Below are 15,186 nucleotides of genomic sequence, written 5' to 3'. Positions count from 1 at the left end.
CGGCGGCCTGACAGGAGACTTTCATGCTGGACATCGACGGCGTCGGGATGGGCGTCAACTGGATGGCGTTCCTCGAGCGTACGCTCGAAGCCGAACGCGCGAAGGCGGCGAGCCAGGCCGCCCAGCAGTCGAGCGACCCGTCGAAACAGCAGGCCATCGCGCCGCCGGCCCCGCCGCTCACCGTGCAGGTCACGCCCGACAGCGATCCGTCGAAGCCGACCAACGCCGAAATCTCGTCCGCAACGTCGCTGATCCAGAGCCTCGCCGAGCAATACCGGCCAACCGCGCCGGACATCACGGTCGACGATCCGCTCACGAAGGCCGCGCAGACCGCGATCCAGGGGGCGCAGACGAAGTTCGACGACGCGCTGAAGGACGAACAGGGCAAGCAGACGGCTCTCACAGCCGCGCAGAACGATCCGCAGTCGTCGCCGGCCGCGATCGACCAGGCCCGCACTGCGTACGACCAGGCGCACACCGCCACCGCCAAGGCGGAGAAGGAGCTCGACGTCACGACCGACGCCGGCTACATGATCGCGTATGCGCAACAGGCCGATCACGACAACGCCGCGCTCGACCCGAAGCAGGCCGGCTCCGCGCAAGCGAACGCGAATGACGCGCTCGACAAGCTGAAGGCCGCCGTGCCCGGCATCGGCGACGATCCGACGAAGGCGTCGCAGGACACATGGACGCCGCAGCAGAAACAGGCCTACGACACGTGGCAGCGCGCGGATGCGAAGCTGTCCGAAGCGAAGGCGCGCCACAACGCCGACATCGCGAACTCGAACCTCGCCCTCGCGCAATTGCAGTCGTATGCGTCGAACGGCGATTATTCGGACGCAATGGATGCCGGCATCGCGCGCGTCAACGACCAGCTCGCGCCGCTCGGCCGCATGATCGACGCGCCGGCGGCGATGAATCCGGACGACGCGCAGAAGGCGCTGGCCGGCGCGGCCGACGACGCCAACTATGCGAACGCCTGCCTGAACGCCGCGACCGACGCGGCGAATCTCGCCGACGTCCAGATCACGTACAACACGGTGTCCGGCAAGTACGGCCCGACCGTGATGAGCACGACCGTCGATGCGCAGCAGAACCTGCTGAACCACGCACAGGCGAGCGCGCGCGTGAGCGGCGGCTATCTGCAGATGCTCTATGCGAATCGCCAGGTCACCGAGCAGCAGGCGAATTACGACGCCACGCAAAAGAGCGCGACGCAATGGCGCCACGACCATCCAGGCGTGAAGCTCGCGGATCCGCGAGCCGATCTCGGCGTCGACGACGCGGCCGCGCAACTGTCGAAGGCCAAGGATGCCGCGAGCCTCGCGCACGACGGCTACGTCGCCGCATACGGCAACGCGCTCGCGATCCACTATGACGACGTCGCTGCCGGCGTGCAGGACCAGTACAACCACCGCACGATGTGCCTCGTGAACGATCCGACGCCGCTCGAGATCAAGGGGCTGAAGACGATCGCGTCGGCACTGCATCAGGCCGACGACCGGATGACGGCGACCGTCAACGAGCGCGCGACGAAGCAGGCGCTCGCCGACGCGCAGGCGAAGCAGTCGGATCTGCAGATCAAGGTCGACGGGTTGCAGGCCCTGTACGACCAGTGGAACCGCGATCACGGCATCGGCCAGGCGCCGAGCGTGCTGGCGGTGACGAAACCGGACAGCACGCCGAAAAACATCCCGCTGACCGCGCCCGTCCCGTTCGTCGTGAATCCGTACGCGCAGCAGCTGACGGATGCGCGCGCGACCCTCGACCAGGCGAACCGCGACGTCCAGCAGGACCAGATGCTCAGCGAAACGCTGCATCAGCAGGTGCTGTTCAACGAATTCGACGCGCATCTCGACGAGCGGCTGCGCAACCCGAAGACGGAATCCGATCAGAAGGACTACGCGAAAGCGCTGTCCGACTTCTTCGGCGCACACCGCAGCGAGCTGTCGCAATCGCTGCTCGACAAGGCCGGCGAAGCGACGCAGCACGGCGCGACGATCGACTTCGGGAAGCTCGACGACACGCAGCAGCGCAACCTCGTCGGCGTCGCGATCGGGCTGTCGCCGGACAGCACGTCCAGCGATCCGCATGCCGCGCAGTTCACCGACGGCAAGAAACTCGAGTCGATCGACAAGGTGCGCAACGAGCTGCTGAAGGTGGGCGGCGGTGCGGGCACGCGTGTGAACGTGATGCCGATCGTCTACGCGTCGAAGGACGCCGGCCTGATGACGAGCGCGATCTTCAAGGTCACGAATGCGAACGGCGACACGCACTACGTCGACGACCAGGGCTCGAAGTATTCGGACATCGGCAATTTCCTCAACGACAACGAGCTGTCGTCGAACGGCACGCTCGACATCGCCACCGGCTACGACGCGAACGGCGTCGCGCAGATCGACCGCCACAACAGCGCGCACGACGACAGCTGGTGGGAAAGCGTGATGCATACGCTTGGCGCCGGCGACGTGAACCTCGGCATGCTGATCGGCGGCCTCGCGCTCGAAGTGGGCGGCGGCCTGCTCGATGCGACCGTGTTCGGCGCGCCGCTCGGCATCGCGCTCAACGCGGTCGGCACGGGGTTGATGTATACGTCCGCGACGGCGGCCGTCGTGAACTCCGGCTACGACCTCGCCAACCGGATGGAGCACGACCGCACGATCAACCCGCTCGATGCGGGCGCCCGCGCGGACTACCTGAACCTCGTGCCGCTCGGCGTCGGCAAGTTTGGCGAAGCGTTGTCGTTCGCGAGCCGCACCGCCACCGCCGAAAAGCTCGTGCAGCGCTTCGGCGGCGATGCGACGCAATTCGCATCGCGCGTGAAGACCGGCACGCAGTTTGCAACGAAAGCGTCCGCATACGGCGGCGCAGTAGACGCGGCCGGCCAGTTCGGCTACGACCTCGCGACCGGCCACACCGACCGGCTGTCCGGCGATGCGACGTCGTTCCTGCTCAACGCCGGGCTCGCGGCGGGCCCGCAGCGGATCAAGGCGCTGTCGACCGGCATCGTGCGTCGCACCGGCAGCTTCGGCGCGCGCGACCTCGGCAACCACGCCGTGTCGATCGGCGACCAGCGCGTGACGGTCGGCCAGGACAAGTACGCGGCGCTCGATACGCTGCGTGTCGGCCGCCAGCAGGCGACGCTCGACGGCCGCTCGATCACCGTCGCGAAAGACGGCACGTTGATGGTCGGCAACAAGATCCTCACCTACGAAGGCGTGCCGATCCGCGTGCTGAACCGCGGCAATGACGTCAACACCGGCGCACGCGGCAGAACCGAATCGACCGCGTTTCTCGACCAGGACGGCACGATCACGCTCGGCGAACGCGTGAAGGGCCTGACGCTCACGCGCTTCAACCGGTACGAGACGGATGCGCGCATCTCGGCCGACGAACACGGCGGACTCACGCTGTCCGACGGCATCGAGCTCAAGTACGCGCACGACCTCGCCCCGCCCCGCGCGGCCACGACGCCGGCCGCGCCATCGCAGGGCGACGCGCAGCCGCCAGACCAGGCGAGCCGCACGACCCCGGTCGCCGCACGCGCGACCGACGCGGCCGGCCCGGCGGCCTCCGCCGACGAGCCGGCAGCCGCGACCTCGCGGGCGACCGCGCAAACACGCCGTGCGTCGTCCGACGTGCGCGAACGCGCCGCCGAGAACGACCAGGACGCCCGGATCACGTCGAATGCCGATCGCCGCAGCGGCGATGCACGCACGATCAACTACCGGCGCGTCGTCGATCCGGCCGAATCCGGAGCAGGCGGCGCACTCAAGCCGCTGACGTTCCGCGAGCGGGTCGCGTGGACGATCCTCAACGCGCTCGAGACGTCGCCGCTGTCGCCCGGCTTCGTCGCGCGCGACGCCGACGTGACGCTGGCATCGCGCCGGCCGCTCGTCGAGCAGCACGAGTACGGCGGCCGCACGCTGTACGTCGTGCGCAACGACCGTGCCGGCGGCGCGTTCGCGACGCGCGACGGCGTACCGGTCGGCGGGCACGAACTCGCGCTCGATGCCCGCTACGCCTTTCGCGCGCCGGCCGACATGGCGGAACCGATCGTGCTGATCGCCGAGCAGGCGGACGCGAAGCTCGCGCCCGAACTCGCGAACGTGTGGAACCGGCCGGTGTTCGTCGCGCCGCGCGACGCGCTCGCGGCCGACGGCACGCTGCGCGCGACGAGCGGCTACCTGCGCTACGACCCGGCGCCGCACCCCGAAGTCGATCTCGGCCCGCTGCGCGCGGACGGCACGACCGTGTTCCATGCCGATACCGGCAAGCCGGTCGATCTCGCCGAGCATCTCGGCGCGCTGATCGCGTTCGGCAACGAGAAAGGCGGCTTCGCGCTCGGCCGCGGCGCGGTGCTAGGCCTGTACGAAGATCTGACCAGCACGCGCACCGAGCAGCGCAACGCGGCGCTCGCCGAGCAGGCCGGCCTTGCGCTGCTGCGCGGCCGCTTCGATCTGCCGACCGTGTCGATGGACGGCCCGTTCTCGCATGCGAACCGCGTCGCGGTGTTGTACCAGCCGCGCGGTGCGCTGCATACGCAGGACGTCGAGCGCGGCGTGCTGCCGCCGACGCTGAAGGCCGAGACGCTCGACCAGTTGCGTGCGCTCAAGTCGCTCATCGCGGAGAACCGCCTGTACTTCGACGTCCAGGGCATTTATCACGACGGCCGCCTGCTGATGACGGACCCGGGCCGCATCGAGACCGGCAACGACGGCTACCGCGGCACGCGCGATCGCGTGGACGACCAGCTGCAGCTCCTCGAGCGCGGCGTCGAACGCGGCGACGTGACGCTCGCGCACCCGGAAACCACCGAGGTCGCGCCGTCCGGCGACAAACCCGGGCTCGTCGCCCGGCTCCAGATGCGCTTCGGCGGCGCGCCGCTGCCGAACGAGGTCAGCGCGCTCGCGCAGCAGTCGGGCACGCTCGCGCAGCAACTGCGCATGCTCGACGACAACGGCTGGCGGGTGCGGGTCGGCAAGCGCGGCGGCGGCAGCCGGATCGATGCCGGCAAGAAGCGCGTCACGATCGACGGCGCGCTCACGCACTCCGAATCGATGACCTACACGCTCGCGCACGAGGCCAAGCATGCGGTCGAGGCGATCGACGGCTCGCTCGGGCTCGACTACAGCGGCCGACGCCGCTTCACGCGCAAGGCGCTCGAAGCGGAGGCGCGCGCGCAGCTCAATGCGTTCGAGGCGCGCTACGAAATCCAGATGAAGAGCGGCGTCGACATCGCCGCGCACGTCAAGCTGCCCGACGCGATCCAGGAAGTCGCCGACGCATGGCAGCCGTCGCACGACTACGCGGGCACCGTCGCGACACTGGCTGATGCGTTCGCGCGTTCGCCGGTGTCGGGCACGCACGGGCAGCACTACGAAGCGTTCTACGGCGACGCGTTCGATCGCGGCGCGGCGCAGGCGGCCCGCACGATGCCGGCACCGCAGGACGCACAGGCGGCCGGCGACGCGCCGCGTTCGATGCGCGAGATCCAGGCGCAGCGCGTCGCGTGGACGAACGACCACGTGGAGCGCAATGCGTCGCCGTTCGGCGCGGGCGGGCCGCCCGCGCTCGACACGCTGTCGTTCCTGCGCAGCGACGAGCACATCCGGCTCGATCCGCGCAACCGGATCGCGATCGTGCCGGCCGAATCGATGCGTGGCGGCACACTGCTCGGCCCCGACGGGCAGCCGGTCGATCCGCACACGTTCACGCTGCTCAACCCGCCGCCGCCCGATCCGGAGTACACGACAATCCTGTCGGCCCGCCACGCGAACGAAGGCGCGGCCGCGCAACTCGCGAACCTGTGGCAACGCACGATCTACGCGGCGCATCCGGATGCCGTCGGCGACGCCGGCGCGCTGACCGACCTGTCCGGCCTGAACCGTTACACGCCGGCCGCCTATCGCCAGCCGTCGCTTGGCGAACTGTCGGTCGACACGGCGCGCGATCGCCTGCATGTCACCGGCGACCCGTCGCGCGTCGTCGACCCGGCGGATTACCTCGGCCCGGTGCTCGGCTCCGGCGCGGACAAGACCGTGTTCGACGGCGGTGCCGGACAGGCCATCGGCATCTATCGCAACGGCACGCCCAGGGGCCTCGTCAACGCGTACGAAGCGGTCGCCCTCGAACAGGCCGGACTGCGCGAGCTCAAGGAGACCTACAAGCTGCCGACCAGCACGACCGACGGGCCGTTCACGGTCGCCAATCGCATCGGCGTCGTGCTGAAGCCGTCCGCGCAGCTGAGCAGCGTCGACGTCGAATTCGACGTCGGCCTGCCGGGCGTGGTATCGCACGACGGCCTGACCGATCTCGGCAAGATTCGCCACGTCACCGCGCAGCACCATTTGCTGTACGACTTCCAGGTGCTGTTCGGCCGCCGCGGCGAAGTCATGCTGCACGACCCCGGCGAGGTCATGCACGAGGCCGACCCGGACGGCAGCGTACTCGAACGGATCGACGACGTCGCCGCACGAATTCACCATGGACTTCAAACCGGGCGCATCCGCCTCGCGCACCCCGAGATGGCCGAGCACGGCGCCTACGCGCCGCGGCGCGGCGTCATCGAGCGCGTCGTCACGACCTTCCGCGGCGTCGTGCTGCGCATGCGCGCGCACGCGCTCGCGTCGCGTTCGCCGACGCTGATGGCGCAGATGCGGCTCGCGAAGCAGGACGGCTGGAAGGTGAAGCTCGGCGCGCGCGGCGAAGGCCAGTCCGTCGACGCCGAACGGCGCGTGATCGTCCTCGACGGCAACACGCGTCACGCCGGCACGCTGGTGTTCGCGCTCGCGCACGAAGCGCAGCATAGCGTCGACATCTCGACCGGTGCGCTCGGTCTCGATCACACGAGCCACGATGCATACGTGCGCAGCCTGCTGCTCGCGGAAGCTCGCGCGCAGGTTAATGCGTACCGCGTTCGCGACGAGATCCTCGCGGCGGGCGGCGGCGACATCGCGGCCCACGTGCAGCTGCCGGACGCGCTCGCGCGCGCCGCGCGCCGGGCGTACGAGAGCGGCGATCCGGCCGCATTGCAGGCTCTCGCGGACCAGTTCGGCGACACGCGCACGTCGCTGCCCGGCAATCCGACCTATCGCGTGCTGTACGCCGAGCAGGCGCGCGCGCTGACCGGCGACGCGCGACTGCCGAAGCTCGCCGCGCCGGGGTCCGGCAACGGCGCAGCGGGTGCATCAGGCGCCTCCGGCGGCGGGCGCGCACGCGAAAGCGCACGGATGAAGCGCGCACGCGCATGGCTCGACGAACGCGGGTTGCGTACGTTGACGCGCGTCGCAGGCAACAGCCTGCCGGAACTGCGCAACCTCGTCCGGGAAACCGGGCGCAGCACCTACGTGCTGATCGCGCGTGCCGGCACGCCGAGTGCCGGATCGCCGCCGAAGTTCGTCGCCGAGGCGCAGGTCGATGCGAACGGCGCGATCGAGATCACTTTTACCGACCGGTCGCTCAAACGCGCGGGCCGGAATACACTCGACGACGCGCTGTCGCTTGCGCTCGATGCACGGAATCGCAACGCGGCCGCGGCAGCACGACTCGACTTCGATTTCTACGTATCGAAGGTGCCGCTCGCCGAATTGAAGCGCCTGGGCGGCCCGTCGAAGATCGAGCCGGCGCACGATGGCGACACGATCGAGCTCGCCCATGCGGGCCAGGTCGACGACGCGCTCGCGGCCGCGATCGATGCACTCGGCTCGGTCAGGCACTATTCGAACGCCAACAAGGCGATCGCGAATGCGCGCAACGCCGATACGATCTATGCGGTCGACCGGAAAACCGGCGAGATCGTCGGCCATGCGACGCGCGATCCGAACAGCGGGGTGTGGTACTACGAGGCAAAGGCGCCGCTCGACGGCACCCGCGTCACCCCGCGCACGCTCGACGACGCGTTCCAGCGCCGCGTGAAGGCGCGGATGCTGCCGGGCGGCCCGCGCCACCGGATTCCGCTGTCGCGCGCACGCCAGCGCGGCGTCTCGTTCATCGTGACGGAGATCGGCGCCGACATGATGGCGCGCATCGGCCGCTTCGATCCGGTCAAGGCGCCGAAGGAAAAGGCCGACCGCCTGCCGTCGCGCCTGCGCCCGCGCTATGTCAGCCAGACCTCGATCGCGTGGACCCTCAACGCGAGCCACCGCGTCGCGCTGCTGACGCGCGCCCGCGCCACCGCACTGCTGAAGCGACAGGCGATGCCGGGCGCCCTGCCGTCGGGGTCGGCGGCGCCCCATGCGCAGCCCGTCCCGGCCACGCCGGCAGGCGCCCGCGCCCCATCCCGCCCGACGCTGCACGACGCGCTGGTCGAAGCGCACATGCTGCCCGTCGACGCGAACCACGCGCTTGACTTCAGCGGCCCGAACGCCGTGCATCTGCTGACCCTCGCCGAGCACGGCATGCTGGCCCCCGACACGCACCGCGTCTACGTGTACCGCAACGGCCAGACGATCGCGCACCAGCTCGACGCACCCGACGGCGTGCTCGTGCCCGACGCCGACGGCAACCTGCTCTGGCACGACGACTGGCGCGACACGAGCGGGGCCGGCGTGCCGCTCGACGCGTCGCCGATCGGCCGCGGCCCCTACGGCGCCGACGTCCATCTGCTGCTCACCGAGCTCAAGCCGGACGGCGTCGACACCTATGCGGCCGGCACGCGCGTGGACGCGCTGAACAAGCAGATCGCACGCCTCACGAAGCTGCAGGGGGCGTCGAGCCGCAACCTGGTCGATACGCTGCGCAAATGGGCCAGGCAGGAAAAGGCCGCGGCCGTGCGCGAACGCAACGCCACGCAGCAGCGCATCGATCGCGAAATCAAGGCCGCACGCAAGCGCAACGCGCCGCCGCCCGAGCATCCGGTGCTCGAAATCAAGCCATACCAGCCGGCGCTCGTCAGCTCGACGCAGATCGAATGGAAGCGGCGCTACGGCGACGGCGGCATGCCCGACCCGCTCGCGCATATCGCGCGGCTCAAGGCGTTCATCGAGCGCGAAGGCAACACGCGCGCCGGGCCGCTCGAATTCGAGGACACGCCAGGCGACAGCGCGCCGCCGGTGATGATGGCCGACGCGAAGGGATGGACCGGGCTCGGCAAATGGCTCGGCGTCGCACGCGACTATGCGACGGGTGGCGCGCGTTATGCGCCGGTGCCGCGCTGGAAGGACATGCAGCGCAAGCTGAGCGCGGCCGCCGCCATCGACCGGCAGATCATGCGTGCGTTTTTCCGGTCGAGCCGCGACGTGCAATATCGCGTCGCGCCGATGAGCCGCGCCTACCGGCTGTCCGACGATCCGCAGGCGTTTCTCGCGTGGTTGCGCCGCAACGGCGCGGCGGGCGCGGTCGTCACGCTCGTTGTCGATCCGCATACGCTCGCGGCGGCCCAGGGCAAGAAGCACGACCAGGATTTCGTCGACGACGTGAAGCGGCTCGGCGACCAGACGCGCGCGAAGCTGGACTACACCGATGCGACGATCACCGGCGAGAACGGCCACGTCGTGCATCTCGACGAGCTGACCGAGAAAAGCCTGCACGCGTGGCTCGACGCCGCGGCCGAAGGCGGCTTCCTGCTGCGGCTCGAAACCGCGTCGGGCCGTGCGCTGGTGTCGCGTACCGACGAGCGCTACCAGGCCGGCACCAACGACCAGTATCACGACTACGTGCGGCTCGCGTCGCTGCTCGAGAAGTGGGCGAACCAGCACCCGCGCGAAACCGCGCCGCACGTGATGGTGACGTTCCACGGCTGGGATGCCGTGCCGGAACCGGTGCCGGGCGCCGGTCACGTCGAACTCGTGAACGCGCTGCTCGACCGGCCGGCGCTGAACTGGGTCCACGTCGGGCTGTCGTACGCGACGCACGGCGCCGACTTCATTGCGAATCCGGACCTGACGAGCGCGCTCGCGAAGATGCTCATCGAGCGTGCGGGTCCGCACGCAGGCAGACGCAACCACGCCGCGTTCGAGCGGATTCACGGCGGCGACGCACTGACCCGCGTCTTCGAGCGCGTCGATGCCGACACGCTGGTCGAGCAGCATCAGATGCTGCTCGCCGAAATCGACCGGATCGGCCGCGACAGCGGGATGACGCCCGACGAGATCGGCTCGCTCGTCAGCCGGCTATACGAAGGCAACACGACGAAGCTGCTGAATCGCGCGCGCTACGCGGTCGCCGACTACGCGACGCGGGCATGGCAAGCGGACCCGAACAACGCGCCGAAGCCGAACTCGAAGGTGCGGCGCTTTACCGAAGACTGGCAGCGCGACATCGGCAGCAAGCTCGACAAGCCGCAGCAGAGTCAGACCATCGGGAGACGCCCGTTCTCGACCCCACCCGACTGGCGCGCGGTCGTGCAACGTCCCGAATTGCTGGTCGACGACGCGAAGCCGCTCAGCGACAGCCGCCTCGTCAGCAGCCAGTCGAACCGGCCCGACCCGGCCGCGCAAACCGAACCGCCGCTGACGCCCGAGCAGGCCGCGCATGCGGAACTGAACGCGCTGCGGCTGCAGCAGGCGGGCCGGCTGCGGTCGTGGTTCACGCGGGAAAACGTGCTGTCGATGCTGGCCGGCGTCGGCGTGGGCTTCGGCGTCGGCTTCGGCGCGCACCAGTTCGGCCTCGCGTCGCCCGAGTTCAAGCAGACGAGCAATGCGATGTTCGTCGGCGCGCGCACCGGCCGTCTCGTGCAGGCCCTGCACCAGGATTCCGTGCGGGCGCTGCAGGATGGCGATCCGCGGCTGTTCCGGCGCATGCTCGATCGCTTCGTGCGCGGGCTTGACAGCCAGCTCGCCGCACACGAGATGGACCGCGACACGCGCGGCGCGTCGCTCAGGCTGCTGGCCAACGAGGCGCGCGCCAAGGTGAACCAGCTGATCGCGCTGCACGAAAAGCAGAAAGTGCCGGCGGACGAGGTGGTCACCTATACGAAGATGATCGCGAACGACATGATCGCGCAGATGCAAGGCGTGCTCGGCGGCACGTCGATCCAGCAGATGCACCACGGCAACCCGCGCCGCTTCTTCGGCAAGCTCGGGCGCTCGGCGGCGCTGGCCGGCTACGTCGGCCTCGGCGAGACCGCGATCCACAACCTGTTCACGGATCCGTCGATCGTGCCGGTGCTCGGCGGCGTCGGCGCGCTGCTCGGTCTCGGCTATACGGCCGCCATCCATCTCGGCGCGACGCGCAACCTGTCGCTCGACCGCCGCAGCCGGCTGGTGCGCGCGATCGATGCGACGTCGGATGTCGTGTCGGTCGCGGCCGGCTATACGGGTGCGTTCATCGGCGCGCACGCGACGATCCACTCGAACGTCCCGCTCGCGCTGTCGGGCGCAACCTCCGCGACGCTGCTCGCGCTCGCGCGCATCGACACGCATTTCCCGAACGCGACCAAGGCGATCACCGGCCGGATTCCCACCGCGATCGTGCTCGTGCCGATCGCGATCTACGTCGGCAACTGGATCTACACGTTCTTCGACGACAAGGGCAAGCCGGCGCCGAAGTCGAACGTCGCGCCGCCGGGCGCCGGCGCGTCGCCATCACCGAGCGCGTCGTCGCCCGCCCCGTCGCCGTCGGCCACGCCGTCCGCGAGCGTGCAGCCGACACCCGGGCCGTCCGCGACGGCCACGTCGACGCCGCCCGCCAGCCCGTCAACGCAGCCGCCGCGCTACTTCGTCGTCGACGGGGATTCGCTGTGGGTGATCGCCGACCAGCATCGCGATTCGCTGCTCGACGCCGCCCACGTCCCGCCCGCGGACCGGCCTGCGATGTCGCGCGCAGAGCAGGACGCGGCGGCACTCCGGGAGATCCTGCAGCTCAATCCGGCGGTAGCCGCCGATCCGGCGCACCTGGCGATCGGCACGCCGCTGAACGTCGGCTGACCGCGGCCCGGCCGCGCGTCGGCCGGCCGCGGCGCCGCGTCACCCCGCGCGCTGATGTTCCAGCCATGCCTGGAACATCAGCACCGCCCACAACTGGTGCTGCCAGTTCATCCGGCCGGTCTGGTGCTGCCGCCACAGACGCTCGACCGCGGTCGCGTCGAAGAAGCCCTCCTCGCGCAGTCGCGACGGCTGCAGCAACGCCTCGGCCCAGTCGCGCAGCGCGCCGCGCAGCCAGTGGTCGACGGGCGCGCAGAAGCCCTGCTTCGGCCGGTCGATCAGCGCGGACGGCACGTACCGGTCGAGCAATCGGCGCAGCAGCGCCTTCGACTGCCCTTCCGGCAAGCGCACGGCCGCCGGCACGCGCCACGCGAATTCGACGACGTGATGGTCGAGGAACGGCATGCGCGTCTCGAGGCTGACGGCCATCGCGGCACGATCGACTTTCGCGAGGATGTCGGTCGGCAGGTACGTGAGCGTATCGATCGCCATCGCCTGCTCGGCGAAGCTCAGGTGCGCGGGCCACGCGGATACCGTGTCCAGCGGCGTCGGCGGCTCCTGCCCCGACAGCGCGATGCGCTCAGGATGATGCACCGACGACATCAGCAGCCGGTATAGCCCGATGCGGCTCTCGGCCGTCATCACGTGGCCGAGCTTGTGCAGGCGATCGCCGATGCGCGTCGCCGAGTCGCGCGCCTCCACGCCGCCCCACGCGCCCTGCGCGACGGCCGCAAGCTGGTCCGCATGATCGGGCCGCAGCGCATGCAGCGCGGCCGCGATCCGCGCGCGCACGGCCGCCGGCACGCGATGCAGCTTGCGCCACAGGCGCGGCGTCAGGAAATAGCGCGTATAGCCGCCGAACAGCTCGTCGCCGCCGTCGCCGGACAGGCTCACCTTCACGTGCCGGCGCGTCAGCTCCGACACGAGGAAGGTCGGGATCTGCGACGCATCGGAGAACGGCTCGTCGTAGATCGACGGCAGCTTCGGCACGACGCCGAGCGCATGGTCGGCCGTCACGTAGAGCTCGGTATGACGCGTGCCCAGGTGGCGCGCGACGGCCTTCGCGTAGCCGGCTTCGTCGTAGCCGGCCTCGTGGAAGCCGATCGTAAACGTGTCGACCGGCGTCGACGATTGCGCCTGCATCAGCGCGACGATCGCCGACGAATCGATGCCGCCCGACAGGAACGCGCCGAGCGGCACGTCCGCTTCCATCTGCCGCGCGACGGCCTGGCGCAGGATCGTGTCGAGCTGGCCGACGGCCTCGTCGGCGCTGCCCTCGAACGGTTGCGCACGGCCGTTCTCGATCGCCTGTTCGAGCGTCCAGTACGTCCGCACGCGCGGCGTGTCGCGCGCATGTTCGAACTGGATGAAGGTGCCGGGCGGCAGCTTGTGGATGCCGCGATAGATCGTGTAAGGCGCCGGCACGCTCGACTGGCGCAGGTACAGGCACAGCGCGTCGCGATCGATCGCGCCGTCGAAGCCCGGATAGCCGCGCAGCGCCTTCAGCTCGGACGCGAACACGAGCGCGTCGCCGATCCGGCCGTAGTAGAGCGGCTTCTCGCCGATCCGGTCGCGTGCGAGCGTCAGCACGCGCGACGCGCGATTCCACAGCGCGAACGCGAACATGCCGATCGCGCGGCGCAACGTTGCCTCGACACCCCACGCGACGATCGCCGCGATCAGCACCTCGCTGTCGGAGTGGCCGCGCCACGCCGGTGCGCGACCCGCGCGCTCGAGTTCCGCGCGCAGTTCGCGGTGGTTGTAGATTTCGCCATTGAAGACGAGGACGTAGCGGCCGCATGCGGATGCCATCGGCTGCCGGCCGTGTACCGACAGGTCGACGATCGCGAGCCGCCGGTGGCCGAGCGCGATGCCGGCTTCCGGGTCGACCCAGATCCCCTGCCCGTCCGGCCCGCGATGCGCGAGGCTCGCCGTCATTCGCGCGAGCGTGCCGCGCGCTGTCTCCTCATCGAAGGCGACGCTATTCAGAAAGCCGTCGATTCCGCACATTTGATATGTCTGCCCCTGTTGACCTGTTCCGTCACGTGCGGCGCAACCTCGCTGCCCGCCGTCCGGCATGATGGTCGGGCCATATTACGAAGAAATAAATCAGCAATAATTCACCAGTGAATGCCGGATAAAACCGGAAAAAAAATGGCGTCAAGCGCCCTGCGCTGATAGCAACGCCAAGGGGCCATATCAAATCGGAGCGAATGGCCACTGCACAGCGCAGAACGAAAAAAGGGGCGGTATTCAAAGAAGCCCGCAGCGGCCTTCGCCACGCGCGTCACCCCGCGCCGGTCGCCCATTTCAGCAACTGCGCGACCTCGCGGAAATGCTGCGGCTGGATCGTGCCGTTCTCGGGTGTCGTCTCGTAGAGCGCCTGCGCGAGCCCGACGTTCGCGAGCGTCGGCCGCAACTCATCGCGGGCGAGCCGCACGATCCGCTCGGCCGCGTCGCCCTCGCCGCGCGCGAGCACCCACGGCAGCGTGCCGATCCCGCCGTAGTAGAGCGCGACCGCGACGCGCGGCGAATACACGACCACCGACGCATAGCCGATGCGGTCGGGCAGCGACGCGAACTGCGCTTCACGCGCGAGCTGCCGGCGCTTGGCCTCGATGTGCGGATCGCCTTCGTCCTCCTTGTGCTCGCGCCGCACTTCGTCGATCGACATCTTCATCTTCTGGTTGAACTCGTGCCGCTGGTGCACGATGTCGATCAGCGCCATCACGATGTAGATCAGCGCGGCCCAGCCGAACAGCAGCATCAGCAGCTTCACGATCAGCGCGAGGATCGAGACCGGCCGCGTGAAGCCCGACTGCACCGCCGGATCGAGCGACTCGACGATCAGCCAGCCGAGCGTCGCGACCAGCAGCGCCGTCTTCAGCAGCATCTTCGCGAGATTGACGAGGTTGCGCAGCGACCACAGGTTCTTCATCCCCTCGGCCGGATTGAGCCGCGACAGCTGCGGCACGAGGCGGCTCCACGCCATCACGCCGCCCACCTGCACGAAGCCCGCGAGCAGGCCGGCAAGCAGCCCGGCCGCGACGATCTGCGCGGACAAGGTCGCCCAGTCGCGCGCGGCGCCGTCGATCAGCACCGCGATCCGCGCGGACGGGTCGGCGACGCCTGCCGCATCGAACACGAGCCGGAACAGCGCCTGCAGCCGCGCGAACAACGAACCGATACCCACCGCGAGCGCCACGCACACGCCGACGAAGAACGCCGACGAAATCGTTTCCGCGCTCTTCGGCACATCGCCCTTTTCGCGCGCCTCGCGCAGGCGCTTCGCGGTCGGCTTCTGGTCCTTTTCGGCCATCTC

General features: G+C 69.6%; 3 protein-coding genes. 1 reads left to right on the top strand and 2 read right to left on the bottom strand.

What is annotated here, in order from left to right:
* Positions 1–23: 23 nt before the first annotated feature.
* Complete coding sequence (locus DIE03_RS09550) at positions 24–11,867, top strand: LWXIA domain-containing protein (protein ID WP_124449669.1); 11,844 nt, start codon at positions 24–26, stop codon at positions 11,865–11,867.
* Between the two features lie 39 nt (positions 11,868–11,906).
* Here the strand turns inward: DIE03_RS09550 and asnB are convergent, their stop codons facing one another.
* Together asnB and DIE03_RS09535 are read right to left on the bottom strand one after the other, a co-directional pair.
* Positions 11,907–13,874 carry an asparagine synthase (glutamine-hydrolyzing) gene (gene asnB, locus DIE03_RS09545; protein ID WP_124449667.1) on the bottom strand — a complete coding sequence of 656 codons (1,968 nt, stop codon included), beginning with the start codon at positions 13,872–13,874 and terminating at the stop codon, positions 11,907–11,909.
* 277 nt (positions 13,875–14,151) lie between these two features.
* Complete coding sequence (locus DIE03_RS09535) at positions 14,152–15,183, bottom strand: EscU/YscU/HrcU family type III secretion system export apparatus switch protein (protein WP_124449663.1); 1,032 nt, start codon at positions 15,181–15,183, stop codon at positions 14,152–14,154.
* Positions 15,184–15,186 lie beyond the last annotated feature (3 nt).

This window comes from Burkholderia sp. Bp8992, from assembly GCF_003853705.1.
In the GTDB taxonomy this organism is placed as follows: Bacteria; Pseudomonadota; Gammaproteobacteria; order Burkholderiales; family Burkholderiaceae; genus Burkholderia.
The sequence above is the reverse complement of the archived record's forward strand: the minus strand, read 5'-3'. Positions and strand labels throughout refer to the sequence as shown.